The sequence below is a fragment of the Collinsella phocaeensis genome, from assembly GCF_900119895.1.
GTDB classification, from domain to species: Bacteria; Actinomycetota; Coriobacteriia; order Coriobacteriales; family Coriobacteriaceae; genus Collinsella; species Collinsella phocaeensis.
In genome coordinates, this window is the sequence record NZ_FQLR01000004.1 from 639,321 (window position 1) to 664,509 (window position 25,189).

At 65.6% G+C, this 25,189-nt stretch carries 30 protein-coding genes; 28 read left to right on the plus strand and 2 right to left on the minus strand.

The window, feature by feature from the left end; genetic code table 11:
• Window positions 1-103: 103 nt before the first annotated feature.
• From BQ7355_RS04840 to map, 18 genes are all read left to right on the plus strand, one after another.
• On the plus strand, window positions 104-241 hold the full coding sequence (locus BQ7355_RS04840) for a rubredoxin-like domain-containing protein (RefSeq protein WP_072415175.1): 138 nt from the start codon (window positions 104-106) through the stop codon (window positions 239-241).
• Window positions 242-572: 331 nt separating this feature from the next.
• Window positions 573-3,473, plus strand: a complete 2,901-nt coding sequence (gene secA, locus BQ7355_RS04845) for a preprotein translocase subunit SecA (RefSeq protein ID WP_072415176.1) — start codon at window positions 573-575, stop codon at window positions 3,471-3,473.
• Window positions 3,473-4,609, plus strand: a complete 1,137-nt coding sequence (gene prfB / locus BQ7355_RS04850) for a peptide chain release factor 2 (RefSeq protein WP_072415177.1) — start codon at window positions 3,473-3,475, stop codon at window positions 4,607-4,609. Before secA ends, prfB begins: the two co-directional genes overlap by 1 nt.
• Window positions 4,610-4,791: 182 nt before the next feature.
• Window positions 4,792-5,682: a YitT family protein gene (locus tag BQ7355_RS04855; RefSeq protein WP_205407567.1), complete on the plus strand. Its 891-nt coding sequence runs from the start codon at window positions 4,792-4,794 to the stop codon at window positions 5,680-5,682.
• 63 nt (window positions 5,683-5,745) lie between these two features.
• Complete coding sequence (locus BQ7355_RS04860; RefSeq protein WP_143761737.1) at window positions 5,746-7,314, plus strand: hypothetical protein; 1,569 nt, start codon at window positions 5,746-5,748, stop codon at window positions 7,312-7,314.
• Window positions 7,315-8,099: 785 nt separating this feature from the next.
• Window positions 8,100-8,996, plus strand: a complete 897-nt coding sequence (locus BQ7355_RS04865) for a transketolase (protein WP_072415180.1) — start codon at window positions 8,100-8,102, stop codon at window positions 8,994-8,996.
• 5 nt (window positions 8,997-9,001) lie between these two features.
• The gene (locus tag BQ7355_RS04870) at window positions 9,002-9,928 is read left to right on the plus strand and encodes a transketolase family protein (protein ID WP_072415181.1); all 927 of its coding nucleotides are present in this window, start codon (window positions 9,002-9,004) and stop codon (window positions 9,926-9,928) included.
• A 393-nt stretch (window positions 9,929-10,321) separates the two neighbouring features.
• The gene (rplE, locus tag BQ7355_RS04875) at window positions 10,322-10,879 is read left to right on the plus strand and encodes a 50S ribosomal protein L5 (RefSeq protein WP_072415182.1); all 558 of its coding nucleotides are present in this window, start codon (window positions 10,322-10,324) and stop codon (window positions 10,877-10,879) included.
• 87 nt (window positions 10,880-10,966) lie between these two features.
• Complete coding sequence (locus BQ7355_RS04880; protein ID WP_039910329.1) at window positions 10,967-11,152, plus strand: type Z 30S ribosomal protein S14; 186 nt, start codon at window positions 10,967-10,969, stop codon at window positions 11,150-11,152.
• A gap of 132 nt (window positions 11,153-11,284) precedes the next feature.
• Window positions 11,285-11,683 (plus strand): 30S ribosomal protein S8, encoded by a 399-nt coding sequence (gene rpsH / locus BQ7355_RS04885; RefSeq protein ID WP_072415183.1) that lies wholly within the window; start codon window positions 11,285-11,287, stop codon window positions 11,681-11,683.
• A gap of 33 nt (window positions 11,684-11,716) precedes the next feature.
• On the plus strand, window positions 11,717-12,253 hold the full coding sequence (gene rplF, locus BQ7355_RS04890; RefSeq protein ID WP_072415184.1) for a 50S ribosomal protein L6: 537 nt from the start codon (window positions 11,717-11,719) through the stop codon (window positions 12,251-12,253).
• A gap of 71 nt (window positions 12,254-12,324) precedes the next feature.
• Complete coding sequence (gene rplR, locus BQ7355_RS04895; RefSeq protein ID WP_072415185.1) at window positions 12,325-12,687, plus strand: 50S ribosomal protein L18; 363 nt, start codon at window positions 12,325-12,327, stop codon at window positions 12,685-12,687.
• Window positions 12,688-12,701: 14 nt separating this feature from the next.
• A complete protein-coding gene (gene rpsE / locus BQ7355_RS04900) occupies window positions 12,702-13,226 on the plus strand; it encodes a 30S ribosomal protein S5 (protein ID WP_072415186.1) in 525 nt (174 codons plus the stop codon).
• Between the two features lie 2 nt (window positions 13,227-13,228).
• Window positions 13,229-13,411, plus strand: coding sequence for a 50S ribosomal protein L30 (gene rpmD, locus BQ7355_RS04905; RefSeq protein WP_072415187.1), 183 nt, complete (start codon window positions 13,229-13,231; stop codon window positions 13,409-13,411).
• A gap of 2 nt (window positions 13,412-13,413) precedes the next feature.
• The gene (gene rplO / locus BQ7355_RS04910) at window positions 13,414-13,863 is read left to right on the plus strand and encodes a 50S ribosomal protein L15 (protein WP_072415188.1); all 450 of its coding nucleotides are present in this window, start codon (window positions 13,414-13,416) and stop codon (window positions 13,861-13,863) included.
• Window positions 13,857-15,146, plus strand: a complete 1,290-nt coding sequence (gene secY / locus BQ7355_RS04915; RefSeq protein ID WP_072415189.1) for a preprotein translocase subunit SecY — start codon at window positions 13,857-13,859, stop codon at window positions 15,144-15,146. The genes rplO and secY overlap by 7 nt, the downstream gene beginning before the upstream one ends.
• 22 nt (window positions 15,147-15,168) lie before the next feature.
• Window positions 15,169-15,795: an adenylate kinase gene (locus BQ7355_RS04920; protein ID WP_072415190.1), complete on the plus strand. Its 627-nt coding sequence runs from the start codon at window positions 15,169-15,171 to the stop codon at window positions 15,793-15,795.
• Window positions 15,792-16,580, plus strand: a complete 789-nt coding sequence (gene map, locus BQ7355_RS04925) for a type I methionyl aminopeptidase (protein ID WP_072415191.1) — start codon at window positions 15,792-15,794, stop codon at window positions 16,578-16,580. The genes BQ7355_RS04920 and map overlap by 4 nt, the downstream gene beginning before the upstream one ends.
• A 44-nt stretch (window positions 16,581-16,624) precedes the next feature.
• Here map and BQ7355_RS09085 read toward each other — a convergent pair whose 3' ends face one another.
• Together BQ7355_RS09085 and BQ7355_RS09170 are read right to left on the minus strand one after the other, a co-directional pair.
• Entirely contained in the window at window positions 16,625-16,993 is a 369-nt protein-coding gene (locus BQ7355_RS09085) for a hypothetical protein (protein WP_143761740.1), read from the minus strand.
• 343 nt (window positions 16,994-17,336) lie between these two features.
• Window positions 17,337-17,492 carry a hypothetical protein gene (locus BQ7355_RS09170; protein WP_159430442.1) on the minus strand — a complete coding sequence of 52 codons (156 nt, stop codon included), beginning with the start codon at window positions 17,490-17,492 and terminating at the stop codon, window positions 17,337-17,339.
• A 278-nt stretch (window positions 17,493-17,770) separates the two neighbouring features.
• On the opposite strand from BQ7355_RS09170, the gene infA reads away from it, so the two are divergent.
• The 10 genes from infA (at window position 17,771) to truA (ending at window position 24,839) form a co-directional block, all read left to right on the plus strand.
• The gene (gene infA / locus BQ7355_RS04930) at window positions 17,771-17,989 is read left to right on the plus strand and encodes a translation initiation factor IF-1 (RefSeq protein ID WP_009141477.1); all 219 of its coding nucleotides are present in this window, start codon (window positions 17,771-17,773) and stop codon (window positions 17,987-17,989) included.
• A 157-nt stretch (window positions 17,990-18,146) separates the two neighbouring features.
• Window positions 18,147-18,260, plus strand: coding sequence for a 50S ribosomal protein L36 (gene rpmJ / locus BQ7355_RS04935; protein ID WP_006363204.1), 114 nt, complete (start codon window positions 18,147-18,149; stop codon window positions 18,258-18,260).
• 14 nt (window positions 18,261-18,274) lie between these two features.
• On the plus strand, window positions 18,275-18,649 hold the full coding sequence (gene rpsM / locus BQ7355_RS04940; RefSeq protein WP_072415192.1) for a 30S ribosomal protein S13: 375 nt from the start codon (window positions 18,275-18,277) through the stop codon (window positions 18,647-18,649).
• A gap of 15 nt (window positions 18,650-18,664) precedes the next feature.
• Window positions 18,665-19,072: a 30S ribosomal protein S11 gene (rpsK, locus tag BQ7355_RS04945; protein WP_072415193.1), complete on the plus strand. Its 408-nt coding sequence runs from the start codon at window positions 18,665-18,667 to the stop codon at window positions 19,070-19,072.
• Between the two features lie 21 nt (window positions 19,073-19,093).
• Entirely contained in the window at window positions 19,094-19,690 is a 597-nt protein-coding gene (gene rpsD, locus BQ7355_RS04950; RefSeq protein ID WP_072415194.1) for a 30S ribosomal protein S4, read from the plus strand.
• 32 nt (window positions 19,691-19,722) lie between these two features.
• Window positions 19,723-20,664: a DNA-directed RNA polymerase subunit alpha gene (locus tag BQ7355_RS04955; RefSeq protein ID WP_072415195.1), complete on the plus strand. Its 942-nt coding sequence runs from the start codon at window positions 19,723-19,725 to the stop codon at window positions 20,662-20,664.
• 30 nt (window positions 20,665-20,694) lie between these two features.
• Window positions 20,695-21,183 (plus strand): 50S ribosomal protein L17, encoded by a 489-nt coding sequence (gene rplQ / locus BQ7355_RS04960; RefSeq protein WP_072415196.1) that lies wholly within the window; start codon window positions 20,695-20,697, stop codon window positions 21,181-21,183.
• Window positions 21,184-21,398: 215 nt separating this feature from the next.
• A complete protein-coding gene (locus tag BQ7355_RS04965; RefSeq protein ID WP_143761742.1) occupies window positions 21,399-23,132 on the plus strand; it encodes an ABC transporter ATP-binding protein in 1,734 nt (577 codons plus the stop codon).
• Window positions 23,129-23,929, plus strand: coding sequence for an energy-coupling factor transporter transmembrane component T family protein (locus BQ7355_RS09090; RefSeq protein ID WP_159430443.1), 801 nt, complete (start codon window positions 23,129-23,131; stop codon window positions 23,927-23,929). The genes BQ7355_RS04965 and BQ7355_RS09090 overlap by 4 nt, the downstream gene beginning before the upstream one ends.
• A gap of 88 nt (window positions 23,930-24,017) precedes the next feature.
• Complete coding sequence (gene truA, locus BQ7355_RS04970; RefSeq protein ID WP_072415197.1) at window positions 24,018-24,839, plus strand: tRNA pseudouridine(38-40) synthase TruA; 822 nt, start codon at window positions 24,018-24,020, stop codon at window positions 24,837-24,839.
• Window positions 24,840-25,189: the final 350 nt, after the last annotated feature.

Below are 25,189 nucleotides of genomic sequence, written 5' to 3' on the forward strand. Positions count from 1 at the left end.
GTCTTATTTGAGACGGGAGATATTCCCGAGCGCTCTCGCGCGGCTGCCGAATGCTTGCCGCTATACTAGAGCCATCGTTTATCGCCTGTGAAAGGAGCCTGCCATGGCTGAGAAGACCTACAAGTTCGTGTGCGTCGTTTGCGGCTACGAGGTCGAGGTCGACACCCCCGAGCTGCCCGAGGATTACGTCTGCCCGCTGTGCGGCGTCGGTCCGGACCAGTTCGAGCTCGTCGAGGAGTAGGCTTCTCGCCTGCATGCGCGCAAGACATACGCTGAGCCGCGGGGCGCTTCCGTTCGGGGGCGCCCCGTTTGCGTTCCCGGCGGAAGCGCGCGACGTGCCCGCACCCGGCGTGCCAAAAGGGACGTACCCTAACGGCACGGCTAAACGTTCGGCGTGCCGTTAGGGTACGTCCCTCTTGGCGAGGGCCTGTCCCTTTTGGCTCGCGCCGGCGGCATGGTTTCCATGTGGCGGCGCGCAACCTGCACATCGCTTCCGGGCTGATTGGATAGAGTGTTCAGCAACTGTGTCTGCGCGGCCGCATGCGGAGCGCACGTCCAAGAGGAAGAACCATATGGGATTCGTTTCTAAACTGCTCTCGTTCGGCGCCGATAAGGAGCTGAAGCGCTACCAGAAGACGGTCGTCAAGATCAACGACCTCGAACCGACCTACACCGCCATGTCGGATGAGGAGCTGCGCCAGCAGACCGAGCTGTTCCGCGGCCGCCTCGAGGCCGGCGAGAGTCTGGACGACCTGCTGCCCGAGGCCTTCGCGGTCGTGCGCGAGACGTCGCGCCGCGTCACCGGGATGCGCCACTTCGACGTGCAGCTCATCGGCGGCATGGCCCTGCATGAGGGCCAGATCGCGGAGATGAAGACGGGCGAGGGCAAGACCCTCGTGTCCACGCTCGCCGGCTACCTCAACGCGCTCGCGGGCAAGGGCGTGCACATCGTCACCGTGAACGACTACCTCGCCAAGCGCGACTCCGAGTGGATGGGCCGCATCTACCGGTTTCTGGGGATGAGCGTGGGCCTGCTCCAGAACGGCATGCCGCTCGACCAGAAGCGCCCCGCCTACGCCGCCGACGTCACCTACGGCACGAACTCCGAGTTCGGCTTCGACTACCTGCGCGACAACATGGTCGTCCGCCCGCAGCAGCGCGTCCAGCGCGGCCACGCCTTCGCCATCGTCGACGAGGTCGACTCCATCCTCATCGACGAGGCGCGCACGCCCCTCATCATCTCTGGCGCCGGCACCAAGTCCGCCGGCATCTACAAGGACTTCGCCCGCGCGGTCCGCGGCCTCGAGCGCGGCGAGGAGGTCGTCTACGACATGCTCTCCGGCAACGAGGGCGCCGAGCCGACGGGCGACTTCGTGATGGACGAGGCCAAGCACACCATCGCCGCGACCGAGCGCGGCCTCAAGAAGATCGAGGATCGCCTGGGCATCAAGGACATCTACGCCGACCTCTCCGGCCAGCTCGTCAACCACCTGCAGCAGGCGCTCAAGGCGCAGTACATGTTCCATCGCGACAAGCAGTACGTGGTCACCGGCGGCGAGGTCAAGATCGTCGACGAGTTCACGGGCCGCATCATGGAGGGACGCCGCTACTCCGAGGGCCTGCACCAGGCCATCGAGGCCAAGGAAGGCGTGCTCGTCCGAGAGGAGAACCAGACCCTCGCGACCATCACCCTGCAGAACTACTTCCGCCTGTACGACAAGCTCTCCGGCATGACCGGTACCGCCCTCACCGAGGACGCCGAGTTCCGCGAGATCTACAAGCTGCCCGTCCAGGTCATCCCGCCCAACCGTCCCGTCGCCCGCAAGGACAACGACGACCTCGTCTACCGCACCGTCGAGGCGAAGTTCAACGCCGTCGCCGACGACGTCGCCGAGCGCCATGCGAACGGCCAGCCGGTGCTGGTGGGCACCGTCTCCATCGAGAGCTCCGAGAAGCTGTCGCGCCTGCTCGCCAAGCGCGGCATCGACCACGAGGTCCTGAACGCCAAGTTCCACGAGCGCGAGGCGCACATCGTCGCGCAGGCGGGCCGCCTGGGCGCGGTGACCATCGCCACCAACATGGCCGGCCGCGGCACGGACATCCTGCTCGGCGGCAACGCCGACGAGCTCGCCCGCGAGGAGCTGCTGACCCTCGACTTCGGCATCGAGCCCGAGCTCGTGGAGCGCATCCTGCAGGAGGGCGAGCCCGAGCGCCTCACCGTCGAGTCGCTGGCCGAGCGCCACATCGAGGTGGAGCCCGAGGTGCTCGCGGCGATCGTGCGCGAGTACGGCCGCCTGCGCGAGGAGGCGCGCGCGGAGTGCGCCGAGCAGCGCGAGCAGGTGCGCGCCGCCGGCGGACTTGCCGTCATCGGCACCGAGCGCCACGAGTCCCGCCGTATCGACAACCAGCTCCGCGGCCGCGCCGGCCGCCAGGGCGATCCGGGCGCCACGCAGTTCTACCTCTCGCTCGAGGACGACCTCATGCGCCTGTTCGGCGGCGAGCGCATGGAGAAGGTCTCCAACATGATGATCTCCGCCGACATGCCCGACGACATGCCCATCCAGCACAAGATTGTCTCCAAGGCGGTGGAGAGCGCCCAGCGCAAGGTCGAGAACATCAACTTCTCCATGCGCAAGAGCGTCCTGGAGTACGACGACGTCATGAACAAGCAACGCCAGGTGATCTACGCCGAGCGCAACAAGATCCTCGACGGCAAGGACCTCGCCGAGCATACGAGCGAGGTCATCGCCGAGACGGTCGAGCGCTGCGTGGCCGAGTTCTGCCCCAAGGATGCCCGCGAGGGCGAGCGCGACCTCGAGGGCCTGCACAAGTGGCTCGTCGAGCTCACCGGCCGCCCGGACGCCCCCGCGATCGACGGCGACACCTCCGACGAGATCGGCGAGCGCGTCCTTGCGTTCGTCCAGTCCTGCTACGACGCCAAGGCCGAGCGCCTGGGCGAGGACATCATGCGCGACCTCAACTGCCAGGTCATGCTTCGCGTCATCGATACGCGCTGGATGAATTACCTGCAGGAGATGGACTACCTCAAGCAGGGCATCGGTCTGCGCGGCTTCGGCCAGCGCGACCCGCTCGTCGAGTACAAGACCGAGGCCTTCGCCGCGTTCCGCACGCTCGTCTCGACCATGTACGAGGACTACCTGCGCACCGTCCTGCGCGTGGAGGTCAAGCACGCGCCCGCGCCGGCGCCCGAGCAGGACGCCGCGCTCGCCGGGGCGACCTACTCCGGCCCGTCCGAGGCCGACGGCTCCTCCACGCTGCGCCTGCAGGCGGCGAGCCAGGCCGCCAACGCGGCGGGCGCCGCGCCCCAGGGCACCGTGGGCAACGCCGGCGCCGGCGTGCGCACCTACCGCAAGTCCGAGAGCGGCGACCCGTACGCCAACGTCGGCCGCAACGACCCCTGCCCGTGCGGCAGCGGCAAGAAGTTCAAGAACTGCCACGGCAGGAACCGCTAATGGCCGAGCTTCTGACGACGACCCCCGAAGAGCTCGACGCGCTTGCCGAGCGCCTCGAGCAGGTCGAGGCCTATCTCCATCTGGACGAGAAGCGCGAGCGCGCGGCGGACCTTGAGCGCAGGAGCGCTGAGCCCGGCTTCTGGGACGACGGCGACGCGGCGCGCGAGCTGCTCGCCGAGCTCTCGCGCTGCCGCGGCGACGTCCAGACCTTCGAGGACGCCCGTGCGGAGCTCTCCGACGCCCGCGCCGCGCTCGAGCTCTCCGACGAGCTCGGCGGCGACGAGGAGCTCGTCGAGGAGGCGGCCCAGGCGGCCGCGCGCGTGGCCCGCGCCATCGACGAGATGGAGCTCTCCAGCTGGTTCACGGGCGAGTTCGACCACGGCGACGCCATCGTCACAATCAAGCCGGGGCAGGGTGGCCTGGAGGCCCAGGACTGGACCTTCATGCTGTTCAAGATGTACATGAAGTACTGCGCCCGCCGCGGGTGGAAGGTCACCGTCAACGACTGTCCCGCCGCGGAGGGCATCGGCATCGACCGCGCCACGTTCACCGTCGAGGGCGCCGACGCGTTCGGCATGCTCCGCGCCGAGGCCGGCGTGCACCGCCTGGTGCGCATCTCTCCCACGGATGCGAAGAAGCGCCGCCAGACCACGTTCGCCGGCGTCGAGGTCATCCCTGTGCTGCCCGACGACATCGACATCGAGGTCTCCTCCGACGACATCCGCGTGGACGTCTACCATGCGAGCGGTCCGGGCGGCCAGGGCGTGAACACGACGGATTCCGCGGTGCGCGTGACGCACCTTCCCACGGGCATCGTCGTCACCTGCCAAAACGAGCGCTCCCAGATCCAGAACAAGGCCGCGTGCATGCAGATCCTGAAGGCGCGCCTCTACGAGCTCGAGCTCCAGAAGCGCGCGGAGACGCTCGACGAGATCCGCGGCCCCAAGACCGAGATCGGGTTCGGCAACCAGATTCGAAGCTACGTGCTGTATCCGTACCAGATGGTGAAGGACCTGCGCTGCGGTCACGAGACGAGCAACGTCGACGCCGTCCTGGAGGACGGAGACCTCGATCCGTTCATCGTCGCCTACCATCGCTGGGCCACCGGCAACGCCGACGCCGAGCTGGCCGAGTAGCCGGGCCACCTGCCGCAGCGCCTGTCGGTCCCGCGGGGACGCCTGTGCGAAAAGGGACAGGCCCTTGCCAAGAGGGACGTACCCTAATGGCACGCTCGGCTGGGCGGGCGGGCCCGGCCGACTGTGAGATAATGTCGGCCTGTGCGCACATTCGCTACGAGACGGGGGAAAGGAAGTCGGGCGTGTCCAAGAGAATCGAGATCAGGAAGATCATCCAGTCGCAGCTGGTGCGCGACATCCCGATGGTCATGTTCGGGTGCGCCGTCGCGGCGTTCGCCGTCGATATGTTCATGGTGCCCCACGGCCTCGCCGCCGGCGGCCTCACGGGCCTCGCGACCATCTTCCAGGAGCTTGCCGCCCGTTCCGGGTTCAGCCTGCCGGTCGGCCTGCAGACCATCGTCATGAACGCCATCCTGCTGCTGTTCGTCATCAGGACCGGAGGGGCCCTCTACGCCGTCCAGACCATCATGGGCTTCGTGCTCTTCGGCTTCTTCACCGACCTGTTCGCCCCGTTCGTGGTGCCCCTGGCGGGCCACGACCTCATGCTGCCCGCGCTCTGGGGCGGCATCATCTCGGGCCTCGGCTACGGCCTGGTGTTCCGCTGCGGCGTGAACACCGGCGGCTCCGACACCATTGCCCAGATCATCTCACGCAAGACCTCGCTGCCCGTGGGGTCGACGGTCATGGCGATCGACGTCGCGGTCTGCGCCGCCTCCGCCCCCGTCTTCTCGTTCGAGAACGCCCTGTACGCGGCGCTGTCGATGGTCGTTATGGGCTACGTGGTCGACATGGTGGTCGACGGCGCCGACCGCCAGCGCGCCGCCTTCGTGATCAGCGAGGAGCACGCGGCGATCGCGGACGACGTGATGTACGAGATGGGGCGCGGCGTCACGGAGCTCTCCGCGCGCGGCGTCTGGAGCGGCAAGGACCGCCCGATGCTCCTCATCATCCTCGGCAAGCGCGAGGTCTCGATCCTGAAGACGATCGTGGCCGAGCACGATCCCGAGGCGATCATGTTCTTCACCGACGTGACGGAGGCGATCGGCGAGGGCTTCAAGGAGCTGGGGGCCTAGCGCCCGATGGCTCCCGGCAGCGGGTATCATAGGGCGAACGCCAACGACCGCCGGGAGCGACACATGGATATCAGCAAAGACGACAGGCTCGAGGCCGAGGGGGCCGAGACGCCGTGTTCCGAGAGCGCGGGGCCGATCGAGGACCGCCGCATCGACGACGCCGGCTGCGGCGCTACGGCGCGCGGGTGCGCCGGCATGCCTTCCGCTTCGGCAAAAGACGCCGAGGACGCGCGCGAGGCGCCTTCTGAGAGCGATGCCGGCGCGGACGGGGAGGCCGCCGCTTCGCCCTCGGCCGCCCCGCTTCGGGAGGATGGTCCCGCCGACGGCCTGTCTGCGGATGAGGAGGCGACGGTGCGGATCGACCATGCCGCGACCGCGACCCCGGCGTACGCCGATGCATGCGCGCAGACCTCCGAGGCGCTTCAGGACCTTCTCGAGCACAACCTTGCGATGACCTCGCTCACATCCGTCCTGCCGCGCCAGGACGCGCCGCTGTACCGCGCCGGCCGAGACGGCTCCACGCAGGCCATGCCGCGCGTGCCCGAAGCGGATCTGCCCAGATCCGCCGACGACGACCCCGCGCCGCGGCGCCCGCGCGTGTCCCGGCGCGCCGCGCTCGTCCTCGCCGTCGTCGCGCTCGCCGCCTGCGCCGTGGGCGCGTTCTTCGCCTTCGGCGGCCCCGCGCTGCTCTCGCGGGTGACCGAGGTCGATGTCGAGCGCGTTCTTGCGGCCGACTCCTCCTTCATGGATGGGTTCGCATCGAATGACTACGTGGCCCCTTCCGCATACGAGCTGTCCGACGTGCGCATCACCCAGACCCAGACGGACGCGGACGGTGCGGTGGTGGTCGATGCGACGGCGACCCTCGCGAACGAGAGCTTCTCGAGCGATTGCCTGGTGATCCTCAAGTTCGCGCGCGCCCAGGACGCCGACCGCATCCCCGATCTCGCAGGCGCTCAGCGCATCGAGGGCGAGACGTGGGTCGGTGCCGTCGTCCAGAGCTCAGCCGCCACGCGCGCCATCGCGCCCGTCACGTCCGACCCCGATTTTCCACAGGGCCTCGACGTGACGTTCGACGCTGAGGCCCAGACGTGCTCCTTCGAGGACACGACGACCGACGAGTTGTGGTTCGGCGTGCGCGCGACGACCGTTCCCTACACGTATTCGTTCGACGGGGAGTCCTGGTCGCGGGTCGCGGGCGACGCGTCGTCCTCGTTCGCGCTGAACGCCGACGCCCTGGCCGGGGCCTACGCCCCGAGCGGATCGGGCGCGGGGGCCTTCTCGACCTTCACGGTGCGCGGCGTGGACGCCGGCGCCGCAACGTTCACCATCGAGTACAAGGCGACAAGCGGCGGCCTCGCCCCGCAGACCGTGACGGGCGTCATCGAGTGCTCCTTCACGATCGAGCCGGACGGCGACAGCTCGCTGCGCCAGCCCGACGGCTATGTCTACGCGTTCACGGGCGAGGGCGCGAGCTCGGGCGGCGCCGGCTCGTCCAAGATCGAGGGCGCGATCGGCCTGGACGGCACCCTCGTCGTTGACGCGACGGTGGACTACACGCGCTCCGCCTTCCTGTTCGGCTCCGCCTCCGACGAGCAGCTCGCGATCTCCGGCACCCTGGCGCACGAATAGGGGAGCGGGCTCGCTTCGACGCGGGCCGTCGGTGCCGCCTGCCGCGGACGGGTTGGCCCTTGGGTCTTGGCGCATGTGGGGGAGCGGGCCTTGCGCGGCGCCATGCCCGCACCTCACCCCGCTGCGGGCGGCTCGTCTCCCACGGCACAGCGCGCATGCATGGCGAGAAGCGGCCCTCGCCTTCCCAACGCAGATTGAGGGGAGGGTGGCGCCCGTGATCTCGACGGGAAGCGGCCGCAAGGCTCCCCAGTTGCGCGTTGGGGAGCGGAGCGCCCATTATCTAGATATGAGACGGCCTTAAGCTTCCCCATCTGAAGCACGGGGAAAGCAACGCCCTGAATCAAGGCGGCAAACGGCCCTAAACTTCTTCAGTTTCGAGTTGGGGCACATGCCGCCAGTTTTCTCGATGGGAAGCGGCCAAAGCTTCCCCGACGTCGCACGGGGGCACGTGGCGCCCACGGTCTCGACGGGAGACGGCGGCGGATGCGTCCGCTAGAACACGCTGCTTTCGCCCCCCCCGAAGCCCGGCCGCCGTTCACCTCGCGCCCGGGGTCCGGTCGCCCGTGCCTTCGTGCGCCTTGCGGCCTTGGCCGCCCGTCATCCGACATCGAGTCGTGTACATTTTACAGACCGGCCGACGTGCGTGCTAAAGCGTTTATTCGACAGCGTGAGCTGGGCCGTTCGCCCGCGAGCGGGGGTCGTTCGGCGCTCCTTCGCCGAATATGCGCCCACGGCGGCTGCTATAGTGGAGCGGTACCGTCACATTCCTTAAGGAAGGACCGTTCATGACACGAGATCAGCTCAGGAGCGCGTGCGCACGCCCTGACGGCGAGATCGCCCTCATCGCCAACAGCATGCGCCGCAACATCATCACCATGCTCGAGGCTTCCGGCACCGGCCATCCGGGCGGCTCGCTGTCCGCCGCGGACATCATGGCCACCCTCTACTTCTCCGGCGTGATGGGCTACGACCCGTCCGACCCGGAGTGCGCCGAGCGCGACCGCTTCGTGCTCTCCAAGGGCCATATCGCCCCGGCGCTCTACGCCGTGCTCGCCGAGGTCGGGTACCTGCCCGTCGAGGAGCTCGTCACCCTGCGCAAGCTCGGCAGCCGTCTCCAGGGCCATCCGGACTGCAACCTCTGCCCCGGCGTCGAGGTCTGCACCGGCTCCCTCGGCCAGGGTCTCTCCATCGCCGCGGGCCTCGCGCTCGGCGCGAAGCTCGACGCCGCCGACGGCGCCGCATGCGGCCGCGTGTTCGCCCTTACCGGCGACGGTGAGCTGCAGGAGGGCCAGAACTGGGAGGCGATCATGTTCGCCGCCCACCGCAAGCTCGACAATCTCGTCGTCATCGTGGACAACAACAACCTCCAGATCGACGGCTTCGTGACCGACGTGTGCGACGTCTCGCCCGTCGCCGCCAAGTTCGAGGCCTTCGGCTGGCATGCCATCGCGTGCGACGGCCACGACGTCGCGTCCGTCCGCGCCGCGCTCGAGGCCGCCGTGGCCTTCGAGGGCGCCCCGGTGGCGATCGTCGCCAAGACGGTCAAGGGCAAGGGCGTCTCCTTCATGGAGAACCTCGCCAGCTGGCACGGCAACGCTCCGTCCGCCGAGCAGGCGGCCGCCGCGTGTGCAGAGATCGATGCGGCCCGCGAGGAGCTTCTCGCCGCCGTGAAGGAGGCGTAAGAGCTATGGCAAAGGCAACGCGTGCCGCATTCGGCGAGACCCTCGTCGAGCTGGTCGACGAGGGCATGGACATCATGGCGGTCGACGCCGACCTCGCCGGCTCCACCACCACCGCCAAGCTCGGCAAGGCCTATCCCGACCGCCTGGTCGACGTGGGCATCGCCGAGCAGAACATGATCGGCGTGGCATCGGGCCTCGCCCTCACCGGCCGCACCGTGTTCACCGGCTCCTTCGCCGTCTTCGGCGCGGGCCGCTGCTGGGAGCAGATCCGCAACACCGTGTGCACCTCGCACCTCGATGTCAAGGTCTGCCCGACGCACGCCGGCATCACCGTGGGCCCCGACGGCGAGACCCATCAGGCGCTCGAGGACATCGCCCTGATGCGCACGCTCCCCGGCATGCGCGTGCTCGTCCCGGCCGACTTCGCCTCCGCCAAGGCGGCGATCCGCCTCGCGGCCAAGACCCCGGGCCCGTTCTACGTCCGCATGGGCCGCGAACCGCTGCCCGAGGTGTACGAGGAGGGCCTCGAGGTCGAGGAGGGCTTCGCGCGCGTGCTGCGCGAGGGAGCCGACGTCTCCATCATGGCGTGCGGCGTCGAGGTCGCCCATGCGCTCACGGCCGCCGAGAAGCTCGCCGAGGCGGGCATCTCCGCCGAGGTCGTCGATGTCATGAGCGTGAAGCCCCTGGGCGAGGACGTCATCGTGGCGTCTGCCGCCAAGACCGGCTGCGTGGTGACCGTCGAGGAGCACAGCGTGTACGGCGGCATGGGTTCGGCCGTGGCCGAGCTGCTGTCCGAGAAGCACCCGGTCCGCGTGAGCCGCCTCGGCATGACCGGCTTCGGCGAGTCCGGCAGCGCCGCCGAGCTGCTCGCCAAGTTCGGCCTCGACGCCGACGGCATCGCCGCCCGCGTCCACGAGGTCCTCGGCCGCTAACGCTACCAAGAGCACGCTTCGGCGCGCGCCCGCATCGCGGATGCGCGACGGGCCCGCGCCTTCAGGTCGATTTCGCCTCCCGTCCCCCGTGCCCGATAGGGCGCAGGGGATGGGAGGTTCTCTATGCGGCCGCCGGGGCGGGCCCCGCGGGCACGTGGCCGCATGAAATGTGGATTTCCGCAGCATCCAAGCTTCTTCTGGCATCTTGCGCGACATGCGCGTATCATACCGAAACGTATTGCCCGGCTCCTGTCGGTACATCGTCATGTCGATTCGCCATTATCGGCATGGTCGCGACAGGAGGCACGAGGACAGCGCACCGCGCGGCCAGGCATTCGGCCCATGTGCGGTAGCGCCCCCGCCCCGTGCTTAAAACCCCAAGAAGGAGTGAACATGGCTGAGGAGAAGTACGTGCCCCGTCTCAAGACCAAGTACAACGAGACGGTCAAGCAGCAGCTTCAGGACAAGTTCCAGTACGAGAACGTCATGATGATCCCGAAGATGGAGAAGATCGTCGTGAACATGGGTGTCGGCGAGGCCGCCACCGATTCCAAGGCCATCGAGGGCGCCGTGCGCGACCTCCGCGTCATCACCGGCCAGCAGCCCATGGTGACCCGTGCCCGCAAGTCCATCGCCACCTTCCACCTGCGTGCCGGCATGCCGATCGGCGCCAAGGTCACCCTGCGCGGCGACCGCATGTGGGAGTTCTTCGATCGCCTGACCTCCGTCGCGATCCCCCGTATCCGCGACTTCCGCGGCATCTCCGCCAAGAGCTTCGACGGCCGCGGCAACTTCTCCATGGGCGTCACCGAGCAGCTCATCTTCCCCGAGGTCGACTTCGACTCCGTTGACCGCACCCGCGGCATGGACATCACCATCGTCACCACCGCCAAGACCGACGAAGAGGCCAAGGCCCTTCTCGACGCCTTCGGCTTCCCGTTCAAGAAATAGGTATCACAGCTCCGGTTACGCGGGCGGCGCCCAAAGGGGGTTCCGCCCGCGCGGAGCGAACATAGAAAGCTATGTGAGGAGGAATAAGTGGCTAAGACATCGATGATCGTCAAGTGCAATCGCAAGCAGAAGTTCTCGACCCGCGAGTACACGCGCTGCCAGCGCTGCGGCCGTCCGCACTCTGTGTACCGCAAGTTCGGCCTGTGCCGTGTCTGCTTCCGCGAGCTCGCACTCAAGGGCGAACTTCCCGGCATCAAGAAGGCCAGCTGGTAAGTCACTGCCAGCGCGTGCGGGACGCGTGCGAGCGCGCCGCCACGCACGGAAGTGGTGCCAAGTTAGGCTCGGCCGCTACGGGCGGACGAGAACCCACGGGCACCGGTTCATCAAGAACGAAGGAGAATCTGCATGAACGTCACCGACCCGATCGCAGACATGCTTACGCGTATTCGTAACGCGAACTCTGCGAACAAGGCCACGGTCTCCATGCCGAGCAGCAAGAAGCTCGTGGAGATCGCTCGCGTCATCTACGAGGAGGGCTACATCGAGGGCTACGAGGTGGAGGACACCGCGCCCCAGAAGACCCTTCACATCACCCTTAAGTACGGTCCCAAGAAGGCCAAGGTCATCAACGGCATCAAGCGTTATTCCAAGCCCGGCCTGCGCAAGTATGCCGGCGTTGCCGACCTTCCCCGCGTCCGCGGCGGCCTCGGTACCGCGATCGTCTCCACCAGCCAGGGCGTTATGGCCGACCGCGATGCTCGCAAGAAGGGCATCGGCGGCGAGGTCGTCGCTCTCGTCTGGTAGTACGTTCGGCGCGTAGAAGGAAAGGATACACCCGTGTCTCGTATCGGTAATAAGCCTGTCCAGATTCCCGCCGGAGTCGAAGTGGCAGTCAACGGCACCCATGTTGCCGTCAAGGGCCCCAAGGGCAACCTTGAGCACACGTTCTATGAGAAGCTCACCATCTCCGTGGCCGACGGCGTTCTGACCGTCTCCCGCCCGGACGACGACCGTGAGACCCGCGCCCAGCACGGCCTCTGCCGTGCGCTCATCGCCAACATGGTCGAGGGCGTCTCCGAGGGCTACACCAAGGCTCTCGAGCTGGCCGGCGTCGGCTACCGCGTCGCCCTCAAGGGCACCGCGCTCGACCTCTCCCTCGGCTACTCCCACCCCGTGGTGTACGAGGCCCCCGAGGGCATCACCTTCGAGGTGCCCGACAACACCCACATCAACGTCAAGGGCATCGACAAGCAGCAGGTCGGCCAGGTCGCCGCTGAGATTCGCGCCAAGCGTCCGCCCGAGCCTTACAAGGGCAAGGGTATCCACTACGTCGGCGAGCACATCCGTCGCAAGCTCGGTAAGGCCGCCAAGTAGTCGAGGTCTCTCGCGTCATCTCAAGTCCATCACCCCGTTAGGTGGTGGCACAAACTTCTAAGGAGTTTCGCATGAATAAGCAGAAGGCGAAGAGGGAAGGCCTCAAGCGTCGTCAGCGTCGCGTCCGCGGCAAGATCTTCGGCACCGCCGAGCGCCCGCGTCTCCGCGTCGTCCGTTCCAACGCCAACATCTACGCCATGATCGTCGACGACACCAAGGGCATCACCCTGGTTTCCGCCTCGACGCTCGAGAAGGAGTTCGAGGGCACCGCTACGTCCAACAAGGACGCTGCCCAGAAGGTCGGCGAGCTCGTAGGCAAGCGCGCCATCGAGGCCGGCATCGAGGCCGTCTCCTTCGACCGTGGCGGCCACATCTATCATGGCCGCGTCAAGGCCCTCGCCGACGGCGCCCGTGCCGCCGGTCTGAAGTTCTAGGAGGTATGTAGCACATGGCTCGTAACCAAAAGCAGCAGCGCGAGGCCTCCGAGTTCGAGGAGCGCGTCGTCTTCATCAACCGTGTCGCCAAGACCGTCAAGGGCGGTCGCCGCATGTCCCTCGTGGCTCTCGTCGTCGTCGGCGACGGCAAGGGCAACGTCGGTCTCGGCATGGGCAAGTCCGCCGAGGTGCCCCTGGCCATCTCCAAGGCCACCATCGACGCCAAGAAGAACATGTTCCACGTGCCGGTGACCGAAGAGGGCACCATCCCGCACGAGGTCATCGGTCACTTCGGTGCCGGTCGCATCATCATCAAGCCCGCTGTCGAGGGTACCGGCGTCATCGCCGGCGGTGCCGTCCGTCCGCTCTTCGAGCTCGCCGGCATCAAGAACGTCCTGTCCAAGTCCCTGGGTACCGACAACGGCCTCAACATCATCAAGGCCGCTGCCGAGGGCCTCAAGGAGCTTTCCAGCCCTGAGGACGTCGCGGCTCGCCGTGGCCTCACCGTTTCCCAGATGTTTGTCGGGAAGGAGCAGTAGGCATGGCTAAGACCATCAAGATTCAGCAGGTCCGCAGCATCAACGGCTGCAAGGAGGACCAGAAGAGGACCGTCCGCGCCCTCGGTCTGCATCGCATCCGTGAGGTTCGCGAGATCGCCGACAACGAGAGCGTCCGCGGCATGATCTTCAAGGTCAAGCACCTTGTCGAGATTGTAGAGGAGTAGCAATGCAGCTTCACGATCTTACCCCCGCTCAGGGTTCCACCCATAGCCGTAAGCGCGTCGGCCGCGGCAACTCCGGCAAGGGCGGCACCTACGCCGGTCGCGGCCTGAACGGCCAGGGCTCCCGCTCCGGCGGCACCAAGGGTGCCGGCTTCGAGGGCGGCCAGACCCCGCTCGCGATGCGCCTGCCCAAGCTCCCCGGCTTCCGCAACCCCCGTCGCATCGAGTACACCGCCGTCAACGTCGCCACCCTCGAGGCCAAGTTCGAGGACGGCGCCGTCGTCAACGGTGAGAGCCTCAAGGCCGCTCGCATCATCAAGAGCGAGTTCACGCCCGTCAAGGTTCTCGGTGACGGCGAGCTCACCAAGAAGCTCACGGTCCAGGTCGACAAGGTCTCCGCTTCCGCGCAGGCCAAGATCGAGGCCGCCGGCGGAAAGGTCGAGCTTCCGTGCTAACTGGTCTTAAAAACGCATTCCGTATCAAGGAGCTGCGCGGCAAGATCATGTTTACCATCGCCATGCTCGTGCTGTACCGCATCGGTGCGCACGTACCTGTGCCCGGCATTCCCTTCCAGGGGATGCTGGGCCTTTTCGAGTCGACCTCCAACGAGGTCGCCTCGGGGGCCATGGCGCTGCTGAACCTCTTCTCCGGCGGTGCTCTTTCGTACGTCTCGGTGTTCTCGCTCGGCATCATGCCCTACATCACGAGCTCGATCATCCTGCAGATGCTCCAGGCCGTCGTGCCCAGCCTGCATGAGCTCGCGCGCGAGGGCGAGGTCGGCCAGCAGAAGATCACCCAGTACTCGCGTTATCTCACGCTCGCTCTTGCCATCCTCAACGGCATCGGCTACCTGTTCCTGTTCAAGAGCTTCGGCATCGACTTCAACGGCGCCGGCGCGCCCGAGATCATCTTCGACATCATGATCGTCGGCACGCTCGTCGCGGGCGCGATGCTCATCATGTGGATCGGTGAGCTCATCACGCAGCGCGGCATCGGCAACGGCATGAGCCTGATCATCTTCGCCAACATCATGGCGGGCCTTCCCCAGGCGATCTTCTCCTCCGTTGCGGGCGGCAACACCGGCGACGCGATCCTCACGGCGGTCATCTTCGTCATCATCCTGGCGATCATCCCGCTGATCGTGTTCATCGAGCGCGGCCAGCGCCGCATCCCGGTGTCCTACGCCAAGCGCGTCGTGGGTCGCCGCATCATGGGCGGCCAGTCCACCTACCTGCCGATCAAGGTCAACACCGCCGGCGTGATCCCCATCATCTTCGCCAGCGCGCTGCTGTACTTCCCGGCGCAGATCGCGGTCTTCTTCCCCGGCGTCGGCTGGGTCCAGGCTGTCGCCGGCGCCCTTTCGAGCGGTTGGCTCAACTGGATCCTCAACGTGGTCCTCATCGTGTTCTTCGCGTACTTCTACACCTCCATGGTGTTCAATCCGGACGACACGGCCGAGAACCTCAAGAAGCAGGGTGGCTTCATCCCCGGCGTTCGACCCGGCCGCAACACGGCCCTCTACATCAAGAACGCCCTCAACAAGATCACCCTTCCCTCCGCCGTGTTCCTGGCGCTGATCGCCATCGTGCCCTCCATCGTGTTCTCCTTCACGGGCAATACGCTGGTCCAGGCCTTCGGCGGCACCTCCGTCCTGATCATGGTGGGCGTCGTGCTGGACACCATCTCCAAGGTGGAGAGCCAGCTCAAGATGTACGACTACGACGGTTTCTTCAAGTAGGCAACTCTGTAAGGAGTCACGTATGAACCTCGTTCTTTTGGGAGCCCCGGGTGCCGGCAAGGGCACGCAGGCCCAGCGCCTCGTCGCCGAGTTCGGCGTCGCCCACATCTCCACGGGCGATCTGCTCCGCGCCGCCGTCGCCGCTCAGTCCGAGTTCGGCGTCGCGGCCAAGAAGTACATGGACGCCGGCGAGCTCGTCCCCGACCAGCTCGTCATCGACCTCGTCAAGGAGCGCCTCGCCGCCGATGACGCCCAGAAGGGCTTCATCCTCGACGGGTTCCCCCGCAACACCATGCAGGCCGTGACGCTCGACTCCGAGCTGTCCGCCATGGGCCGCGAGCTGGATTGCGCGCTTCTGGTCGACGTGCCGGCCGAGGTCATCATCGGCCGCCTGTCCTCCCGCCGCACCTGCCGCTCCTGCGGCTACACCGGCACCGCCTCCGACGAGACGTGCCCGAGCTGCGCAGGCGAGATGTACCAGCGCGACGACGACAAGCCCGAGACCATCAAGAACCGTCTCGACGTGTACGAGAAGAACACCGCTCCGCTCGTCGAGTACTATCGCGGCCAGGGCATCCTGAAGATCGTCGACGGCGACCGTGCCGCCGACGAGGTCTACGCTGAGACGAAGGAAGTCCTCGGTCTATGATCAAGATCAAGTCTGCACAAGAGATCGAGCAGATGAAGAAGGCTGGAGCGCTGTCCAAGATGGCGCTCCGCCGCGTTGGCGCCATGGTTCGCCCCGGCGTCTCCACCTTCGAGCTCGACCAGCTCGCCGAGCAGATCATCCGCATGCACGGCGGCATCCCTGCCTTCAAGGGCTACGGCGGCTTCCCCGGATCGATCTGCGCGTCGCTGAACGAGCAGGTCGTCCACGGCATCCCCAACCCCGACGTGATCCTGCGCGACGGAGACATCATCTCCATCGACACGGGCGCCATCGTCGACGGATGGGTGGGGGATAACGCCTGGACGTTCTTCTGCGGCACCCCCTCGCCTGAGGCCAAGGCCTTGTGCGAGGTCACGCTCGACTGCCTCAAGGCGGGCATCGAGCAGGCGGTGCCCGGCAACCGCCTCGGTGACATCGGCCATGCGGTGCAGAGCCTCGCCGAGTCCCACGGGTACGGCGTCCTGCGCGACTACGTCGGTCATGGCATCGGCCGCGCCATGCACGAGGACCCCAACGTGCCGAACTACGGCAAGAAGGGGAGGGGCGTCCGCCTCGAGGCGGGTATGGTTATCGCCATCGAGCCGATGATCACGCTGGGAACCAACCACGTCACGGTCGGTTCCGACGGCTGGGTCGTTTCGACGAACGACCACCTGCCCGCCGCCCACTACGAGAACACGGTCGCCATCACCGAGGACGGCCCCGTGATTCTCACCGTCGACGAGCGCGGCGCCTGGTGCCCGCTTTCCGGCGGTTCTCTCTAGATTAACGTGGAGGTCACGTGGGAGTATCCGACGTGACCTCCCCGTTATAGATAGCTTAGGATGTTGGTAAGCCTCTGGACTTTTCCAAGTGGGAGTTTGTTTTTGGTTTCTCGTGCAATTTCTAGCAGCTCCTGAGTCGGTAATTCAACGATTTTAGATAAGCTTTCTAGCGGTATTGCCTCGCTTCTCAAACACATGCGCAGCTTAGCTTGAATATCGGGCTCTATATCTACAATGGATTCACTAGAAAGCATGTTTCTCATATTCATCAATTGAAGCAGAATGATGCTCTGCTCAAATTCTGTTAGCTGGATGATGTAATCTTCTCGTCCAGGTACATTGCAATGAAGTGACCAATATCCGCCTTTATGCATTTCTCTCCAAGCTATCGGTTTAAAACTGTTGGTGAACATATCCATCTGTTAGAAAAACATGGTAATCTCAGCGTCATCAACGACAATTGCATACGTGCGACCATCGTCTGCGGCTGCCAAGCCAGTAAGCTTGACAGTGTAAGAATTACCTTTTGAAACGTTGAAGGAAACGTTTCCGTCTAGACGACCGACTTTTCTACCACTTAAGACTTTAGTCTGGGTGTGATTGGTCTTATTGTTTATACACAACAGTGAGCCATTGAAGTTGTATGCGTAGGAAAATGTTGGCTGAACAGCCCAATAAATGTTTCCCCTTCCTGTATGAGTGATAATAGAAATATCGCCGTCGCCATAGAATGTCGAGTATGGGGAAATTCCACCCCTATCGCCCAAGATCTTTAGGTTCATCTCGGATACATTGGTTGGCATGGCCAGCGTTAATGCTGTCAGTCGATTGGGAGGCAAGTGCGAGCGAGGGAGTGAGTAGCATAATTAAAGAAGTGAAAATGACAAGTGAAGAACCGATCGCTTTTTTCATTCTGTCTCCTTTGACGCGAATGTACCGAGAGCTCCTTTCTTTACATCAAAATCTGACACCTACACTTTAAAGTCGTAAAGTTCGTACTTCATATCAAGTATTATTTTGCAAATTGTAGGAAATAGGAAAAATAGATTGGTGAGTCCTACATATCTATTCAAATACCCTATCCATGTCAGGCGTTACTAAAATGTGGAGCATGTAAGAAGTCGTGCCCCACACAAGAGATCTTTGCTATCATTCGCTGTTGCTGTCGTTTTTGAGAGAAAGATGATGCCGTGAAGAAGGAAGACGCAATCGAACTCGAGGGCACGGTTACCGAGCCTTTGCCCAACGCCATGTTCCGCGTTGAGCTCGAGAACGGTCATTCGGTCCTCTGCTCCATCTCGGGCAAGATCCGCATGAACTACATCCGCATTCTTCCGGGCGATAAGGTCGTGGTGGAGCTCTCCCCGTACGATCTCACGCGCGGTCGCATCACCTATCGCTACAAGTAGCGACACATCCATACCGCACTGCACACGATCGTAGGAATGCTCAGCCTGCGGTCGCGTCTGCATGTGTATGGCCAGCCTTCAGTATTAACGCCTGCGGCTGGGCGAGTAGATAACATTCCGCTGTATTGTAGTTTGAGCACTACCGAGAGGAAGAACGATGAAGGTACGTCCTTCGGTCAAGAAGATGTGCGATAAGTGCAAGATCATCCGCCGCCACGGCAAGGTCCTCGTCATCTGCGAGAACCCGCGCCACAAGCAGCGCCAGGGCTAAGAGAGGAGATCCAAGTGGCCCGTATTAACGGTGTCGACCTTCCGCGCGAGAAGCGCGTCGAGATCGGTCTGACCTACATCTACGGCATCGGCCGCACTACCGCTACCAAGATCTGCAACGAGTGCAACATCAACGTTGACACCCGTGTCCGTGACCTCACGGACGACGAGATCGATGCGATTCGTAAGTATATCGACGAGCAGCAGCTCATGGTCGAGGGCGACCTCCGCCGTGAGCGTAACCAGAACGTCAAGCGCCTCATGGACATCGGCTGCAACCGCGGCCTCCGTCACCGCAAGGGCCTCCCGGTCCGCGGCCAGCGCACCCACACCAACGCTCGCACCCGCAAGGGTCCGAAGCGTCAGATCGGTGCTAAGAAGAAGAAGTAGGGAGTTTGACGCATAATGGCAACTGCTAAGAACAAGCGCGGCGCCGCTACCCGCATCAAGCGTTCCGACCGCAAGAACATCTCCGTGGGCCAGGCTCACATCCGTTCCACGTTCAACAACACCATCGTTTCGATCACCGACGCCCAGGGCAACGTCATCGCCTGGAAGTCTGCCGGCACCGTGGGTTTCAAGGGCTCCCGTAAGTCCACCCCGTTCGCCGCTCAGATGGCCGCCGAGGCCTGCGCCAAGATCGCCATGGAGCACGGCATGCACAAGGTCGCCGTCTTCGTGAAGGGCCCGGGCTCCGGTCGCGAGACCGCCATCCGCTCCCTCCAGGCCGCCGGCCTCGAGGTCTCGAGCATCCAGGACAAGACCCCCATCCCGCACAACGGCTGCCGCCCCAAGAAGCGTCGCCGCGTGTAACTCTGAAAGGATCGATAAACTATGGCAATCGATAGGACTCCGGTTCTCAAGCGCTGCCGTCAGCTCGGGATCGATCCCGCTGAGCTCGGTTACAGCAGCAAGAAGGAATCTATCCGTCAGCCCAAGCGCCGTCGCAAGGAATCCGAGTACGGCATGCAGCTGCGTGAGAAGCAGAAGGTCAAGTTCATCTACGGCGTTCTGGAGAAGCAGTTCCACAGCTACTTCGTCCGCGCCCGCAAGATGAACGGCGTCACCGGCGAGAACCTCATGGTTCTCCTCGAGAGCCGTCTCGACAACGTGGTCTTCCGCCTCGGCTTCGCCCGCACCCGCAAGGAGGCGCGTCAGTCCGTGCGCCACGGCCACTTCACCGTGAACGGCAAGCGCGTCGACATCCCGTCCTACCTCGTCAAGCCCGGCGACGTCGTCGCCGTGGGCGAGAAGTTCCGCGATCTTCTCCCCATCAAGGAGGCCCTCATCTCCTCCGAGCGCTTCGAGGTCCCCGGCTGGCTCGAGGTTGATATCGAGAAGCTGTCCGGCAACGTGCTCTCCCTGCCGAGCCGTGAGCAGATCAGCGGTGATATCAACGAGCAGCTCATCGTCGAGCTCTACTCTAAGTAGTCCATCCGGGCTGCTGAAGCTGGAGGTAATACATGTCAGAATTCATTAGGCCCCAGGTTCAGGTCGAAGAGATCAACGAGACGTCCGCCCGCGTGTCCGTCGAGCCGCTCGAGCGCGGCTACGGCGACACGCTGGGCAACTCGCTCCGTCGCGTCCTGCTCTCCTCCCTGGAGGGCGCCGCTGTCGAGGCTATCCAGATCGACGGTGCGCAGCACGAGTTCATGACCATCCCCAACATGGTTGAGGATGTCACGGACATCGTCCTGAACGTCAAGGGTCTGGTGTTCACGTCGCTCGGCACCACCGACGAGGGTACCGCCACCATCTCGGTGGACGGCCCCTGCGAGGTCACCGGTGCCGACTTCTTCATCCCGTCGGAGTTCGAGCTCGTGAACCCCGAGCAGCACATCGCCACGCTCAACGAGGGCGGTCATCTCACGATGAGCATGCGCATCGGGTACGGTCGCGGTTACGTCTCCTATGAGGCCAACAAGCGCGACAACGACCCGATCGGTGTCATCCACGTCGACTCGCTGTACTCGCCCGTGCGTCGCTGCGCCAAGCTCGTCGAGGCGTGTCGCGTCGGTCAGCACACCGACTACGATCGCCTCGTCCTCGAGATCGAGACCAACGGCGCCGTGTCTCCGCGCGATGCCGTCGTGCAGGCCGCCAATATCATCAATCAGCATATGGCGGCCTTCATGAACCTCGCCGACGCTCCGGAGGAAGAGGAGGAGATCTCGATCTTCGCCCCTGAGACCACCAGCGACAATGCTGAGCTCGACAAGCAGATCGAGGACCTCGATCTCTCCGTGCGTTCCTACAACTGCCTGAAGCGCGCGAGCATCCACTCCGTGCGTCAGCTCGTGGAGTTCTCGGAGAACGACCTGCTCAATATTCGCAACTTCGGTGTGAAGTCCATTGAGGAAGTCAAGGACAAGCTTGAGTCCATGGGCCTGAGCCTCAAGGCTTAAGGGACCGTGTAATAGAGGAGATACGCTACTATGCGCCACAACAGGAAGAAGGGCCTGAAGCTCGGTACCGACGCTTCGCACACCAAGGCCATGAAGAAGAGCCTCGCCAAGGCTCTGTTCGAGAACGACCGCATCAAGACGACGCTTCCGCGTGCGAAGGCGCTCCGCTCCTATGCTGAGCCCATCGTCACTTGGGCCAAGAAGGGCGACATCCACTCCCGTCGCCTGGCCATCGCCAAGCTCGGCGATAAGGATCTGGTCGCTGAGGTCTTCGAGAAGGCCGCTCAGGGCATGTGGGCCGACCGCAACGGCGGTTACACCCGCATCATGAAGCTCGGCACCCGCAAGGGCGACAACGCCGAGATGTGCATCATCGAGCTCGTCACCGAGCCCTGCACCCCGAAGGCCAAGAAGGCTGCTCCCGCCAAGGCTGCCGCCAAGAAGGTCGAGAAGGTCGAGGAGGCTCCTGTCGAGGAGACCGTCGAGGCCGAGGCTGAGACCGAGGAGGCCGCTGAGTAGCATTCGCTACGATGCGCTTTCGCTGTTTCATCAAGGGACGTGCCCTGCGGCACGTCCCTTTTTTGGTTGAATAGGTTTCTGAATCCACGGGGATTGCCGTGACCGCCCGTGCGTCAAGGGCGATCAGCCCGGCGGTTCGCGCGCGAGTCGCGCGTGGGGACGAGGCGCCCCGCCTGTGGCGAACGTTTGAGATATGCCCGAGGAGGGGAGGCTGAATGCTCGAGGTCCAGCAGGTCCATATGCGGTATCCAGGCGCCGATACGCCGGTGCTGCGCGGGGTCGACCTTTCGATAGCGCCTAGCGAGACGGTGGTGCTCGCAGGCGCGAACGGCTCGGGCAAGTCGACCCTTGCGAGCCTCATGTGCGGCATGCGGGTGCTTCCGGCTGCGGGGGGTGCTCAAGGGGCGCGCGCGTCCCTCGGCGCCTCTTCTTCTGCGTCCGGTCGCATTCTGGTGGACGGGAGCGACCCGGCTTCGGGAGATGCCGACCGGCGCGAGGTCCGGCGCCTCGTGGGCTTTGTCCGCCAGAATCCGTATGACCAACTTGTCTCGACCGTCGTGGACGATGAGGTCGCATTCGGCCCGCGCAATCTGGGACTCGATGACGCCCAGGTCTCAGCGCGCGTCGACGAGGCCCTGGCGGCTCTCGAAATCACCCATCTTCGCGGGAGGGCCACGTCCGCCCTCTCCGGCGGCGAGCAGCAGCGCGTCGCGCTCGCGGGGGTCCTCGCGATGCACCCGCGCTATCTTGTGCTCGATGAAGTCACGTCCATGCTCGACGCGGCGGCGCGCCCCGCCCTGAGGTCCCTCGTCGCGCGCCTCGCGGCGGAGCGCTCCGTGGGCATCGTGCTCATCAGCCACGATCCGCTCGAGGCCCTGGCTGCCGACCGCGTGGCGGTGCTGGAGCGCGGGCGCATCGTGTGGGATGGAACCCCAAGCGGGCTGCTGGTCGATGAGTCGACCCTGTGGGACCGGACGTTTGTCGCACACCCTGCCATCGAAGCCCTGAGGGACGTTTTACGGGCTGTTCCAGATATGAATGGGCGCAAGGAGCCGCGAGCGGTCCTCGAGGCCTTCACGGAGCGCGTGGCGTCTGGTGCCGTCGATGTGAAGACCGCCCGCGGGGTGCTCGCGTGCCTGGAGCCGCATGCGGACCGGGCGCCGACATGCGCACCCGCCGGCGCGCCCGCGGACGACGCCGCGTTGTCGCTCGAGGACGTCTCGTTTGCGTACGAACCGTCGCATCCCGTGCTCTCGCATGTCGATGGCTCCTTCCGTCCCGGAGAGGTCGTGCTGCTCGCGGGCAGGTCGGGGTCGGGTAAATCGACGCTCGCCTGCGTGGCCGCCGGTTTGTACGAACCCGACGCCGGCGCGGTGCGATGCGCCGGCTCGGCCGTGCGTCCCGGGGATGTCGCGCTCGCGTTCCAGCGTCCGGAGGACCAGCTGTTCCTGGATACGGTGGCCGATGAGGTCGCCTTCGCGCCCCGCAACGCCGGCTGTTCCGAGGACGAGGTCGCTCGTCGCGTTGACCGCGCCTGCGCGCTCGCCGGCGTCGATCGGGGGCTGCTCGACCGGTATCCGTTCGATCTCTCGGGCGGGCAGGCGCGTCGCGTCGCGATCGCGTCGGTGCTTTCGCTCGAGCCGCGCGCCCTTGTGCTCGACGAGCCCACCGCCGGTCTCGACGCCCGGGGCCGCGCCGATGCGCACGCCCTGGTGCGCGCGCTCGCCGAAGAGGGCCGGCCAGTCATCGTCATCAGCCACGACATCGAGGAGTGGATCGATGCCGTCGACCGCGTCGCGCTCTTCGCGGACGGATGCGTCGTGAGGGAGGCGCCCGCCCGCGAGATCTCGGGGGACGCCGGGGCCTTCGCGTCGTGCGGGCTGGAGCCGCCCTGCGCACCTGCCCTTGCGGCATCGCTGCGCCGCGCGCTCGGGGGCGATGCGCGATGAGGTCTCCATCCGTGTTCGGGTCGTTCGTCGCGGCCGATACCGCGGCCGCGCGCGTCGATGCGCGGGTCAAGCTCGTGCTGCTGCTCGCTGCGACGGTGGGCGCGTTCCTGGCCGGAAGCATGCTTCAGCTCGCATGCTGGTACGTTGCGCTGGCGGTCGCCATGCGCGCCGCGCGCATCGATGTCCGGGCCGTCGCCCGACTCATGCGGCCCGTCGCGCTCATCTTGGCGTTTACCCTCGTCGCGAACGCGCTCGCCCTCGACGGGCACGGCGATATCTCGATTGTCGGTCCGATCGGCATCGATACCGCCGGAGCGCTTCGCGGGGCGATGGCGGTGCTGCGCATCGGCATGCTCGTGGGCGCAGCCCTGGTCGTGTCGGCATCGACGACGCCGCCGGAGCTCTCGGCGGCGGTCGTGCGCCTCATGCGCCCCCTGGTGCGCCTCGGCGTGCCCGTGGCCGATATCGGGCTCGTGCTGTCCCTCGCGCTCCGCTTCATCCCCATCGTGAGCGAGGAGCTTTCCCGCATCCAGCTCGCGCAGCGGGGGAGGGGCGTCCGCTTCGATGAAGGCGGCGTCGTCGACCGCGTGCGCGCATGGGCGAGCGTTCTCACGCCGCTCGTCGTCTCGCTGTTCCGCCGGGCCGACCGGCTCGGCGAGTCGATGGCGGCGCGCTGCTACGCCGACGGCGCGATGGCGAGCTGGCCGGCGCGCGCGCTGCCGCGCCGCGACGTCGCGGTCCTCGTGCTCGGCCTGGGGGTCTGCGTCGCCCTCACCTGCGTCGGCGCGTTGTTGTAAGCTACCGAGTGCTGGCGCCCGTCCAGCCCGGCCCCCGGAGGGCCGGAGACCCGCATCGAGATGTTCCGCGCCCGAAAGGGGAGCCGCCATGGCCGATACCGTGTTCTGTGAGCCCGACCCGCTTGACGGGACCCTCGTCTTCAAGATCGCCTACGACGGCGCGGCGTTCTCCGGGTTCGCCGAGCAGCCGGGCCAGCGCACGGTGGCCGGCGAGGTGCGCCGCGCGCTCGAGACGTTCCTGCGCCGCGAGATCGACCTCACCTGCGCCGGTCGCACGGACGCGGGCGTGCACGCGGTGGCTCAGTACGTGAGCCTTCCGGTGACGGCAGGCGAGCTCGAGGTCACGGGACGGCGCTGGATGCGCGCCCTGGCCGCCTTGCTGCCGCGCGACATCGCCGCCAAGGGCGTGTTCCATGCCGCGCCCGGATTCTCCGCGCGCTTCGATGCGCGTTCCCGCACCTACACCTACCGCATCGCGACGGGCGACGCCCCGCCGCTGCTCACGCGCCACGTCACCTGGTGGCACCGCTTCGACTTGGACGTCGACGCCATGGAGGACGCCGCGCGCCGCATGCTCGGCGAGCGGGATTTCAAGAGCTTCTGCAAGACCTCTTCGGCGGAGGGGAGGCCCACGTGCCGCAACGTGATGGAGGTCTCCTTCGCGCGCGAGCGAAACCTCGGCGAAGAGAGCATCGCCTTCACGATCCGCGGCAACGCCTTTCTGCATTCCATGGTGCGCACCATCGTGGGGACGCTCGTCGAGGTGGGGTCGCATCGGCGCGACCCGGCGTGGGTGGACGACGTGCTCGCGGCCTGCGACCGTGCGGCGGCGGGTCCCACGGCGCCTGCGTGCGGGCTGTGCTTCATGGATGTCGAGTACGACGAGGGCGCGCTTACGCCGCTGCTGTAGGGCGCGGGGTGGGCCGAGCGCGCCGTTGTCCGCTTGCCGCACCGGGCGCTTCCTTATCCGATATCGCGATGGGGAAAGCAGGGCCCGTAATCCCGTCGAAAAGCGGCTTTAAGCTTCTCTAATTTTACGATGGGGCACCAGGGGCCCATCATTCCGCCGAGAGACGTCTCCGGTCTTTCCCAATGGGAGGTTGAGGCAGGCAGCGTCTCCGTGTCCGAGCATCCGCCCGTCCCGGCGTCCCGAACGGAGGGACGGCTGCGGACGCCCCGCCGGTCAAACGCGGTCCATCCCCACCTTCGCGCGGGCCTCGGGCCCATATTTGAAGTCCATTTGGATATCGTCTGTACTCC

Coding starts and splice junctions, on each gene's coding strand:
- rpsH (WP_072415183.1), top strand. CDS start 11,285: ATGAACGTCACCGACCCGATCGCAGACATGCTTACGCGTATTCGTAAC.
- BQ7355_RS04840 (WP_072415175.1), top strand. CDS start 104: ATGGCTGAGAAGACCTACAAGTTCGTGTGCGTCGTTTGCGGCTACGAG.
- truA (WP_072415197.1), top strand. CDS start 24,018: ATGGCCGATACCGTGTTCTGTGAGCCCGACCCGCTTGACGGGACCCTC.
- BQ7355_RS04870 (WP_072415181.1), top strand. CDS start 9,002: ATGGCAAAGGCAACGCGTGCCGCATTCGGCGAGACCCTCGTCGAGCTG.
- rplO (WP_072415188.1), top strand. CDS start 13,414: ATGCAGCTTCACGATCTTACCCCCGCTCAGGGTTCCACCCATAGCCGT.
- BQ7355_RS04865 (WP_072415180.1), top strand. CDS start 8,100: ATGACACGAGATCAGCTCAGGAGCGCGTGCGCACGCCCTGACGGCGAG.
- rpsK (WP_072415193.1), top strand. CDS start 18,665: ATGGCAACTGCTAAGAACAAGCGCGGCGCCGCTACCCGCATCAAGCGT.
- secA (WP_072415176.1), top strand. CDS start 573: ATGGGATTCGTTTCTAAACTGCTCTCGTTCGGCGCCGATAAGGAGCTG.
- BQ7355_RS09090 (WP_159430443.1), top strand. CDS start 23,129: ATGAGGTCTCCATCCGTGTTCGGGTCGTTCGTCGCGGCCGATACCGCG.
- rpsD (WP_072415194.1), top strand. CDS start 19,094: ATGGCAATCGATAGGACTCCGGTTCTCAAGCGCTGCCGTCAGCTCGGG.
- prfB (WP_072415177.1), top strand. CDS start 3,473: ATGGCCGAGCTTCTGACGACGACCCCCGAAGAGCTCGACGCGCTTGCC.
- BQ7355_RS04920 (WP_072415190.1), top strand. CDS start 15,169: ATGAACCTCGTTCTTTTGGGAGCCCCGGGTGCCGGCAAGGGCACGCAG.
- rplQ (WP_072415196.1), top strand. CDS start 20,695: ATGCGCCACAACAGGAAGAAGGGCCTGAAGCTCGGTACCGACGCTTCG.
- BQ7355_RS09085 (WP_143761740.1), bottom strand. CDS start 16,993: ATGTTCACCAACAGTTTTAAACCGATAGCTTGGAGAGAAATGCATAAA.
- BQ7355_RS04965 (WP_143761742.1), top strand. CDS start 21,399: ATGCTCGAGGTCCAGCAGGTCCATATGCGGTATCCAGGCGCCGATACG.
- rpmJ (WP_006363204.1), top strand. CDS start 18,147: ATGAAGGTACGTCCTTCGGTCAAGAAGATGTGCGATAAGTGCAAGATC.
- BQ7355_RS04955 (WP_072415195.1), top strand. CDS start 19,723: ATGTCAGAATTCATTAGGCCCCAGGTTCAGGTCGAAGAGATCAACGAG.
- rpmD (WP_072415187.1), top strand. CDS start 13,229: ATGGCTAAGACCATCAAGATTCAGCAGGTCCGCAGCATCAACGGCTGC.
- map (WP_072415191.1), top strand. CDS start 15,792: ATGATCAAGATCAAGTCTGCACAAGAGATCGAGCAGATGAAGAAGGCT.
- rplR (WP_072415185.1), top strand. CDS start 12,325: ATGAATAAGCAGAAGGCGAAGAGGGAAGGCCTCAAGCGTCGTCAGCGT.
- BQ7355_RS09170 (WP_159430442.1), bottom strand. CDS start 17,492: ATGAAAAAAGCGATCGGTTCTTCACTTGTCATTTTCACTTCTTTAATT.
- rplE (WP_072415182.1), top strand. CDS start 10,322: ATGGCTGAGGAGAAGTACGTGCCCCGTCTCAAGACCAAGTACAACGAG.
- rpsE (WP_072415186.1), top strand. CDS start 12,702: ATGGCTCGTAACCAAAAGCAGCAGCGCGAGGCCTCCGAGTTCGAGGAG.
- BQ7355_RS04860 (WP_143761737.1), top strand. CDS start 5,746: ATGGATATCAGCAAAGACGACAGGCTCGAGGCCGAGGGGGCCGAGACG.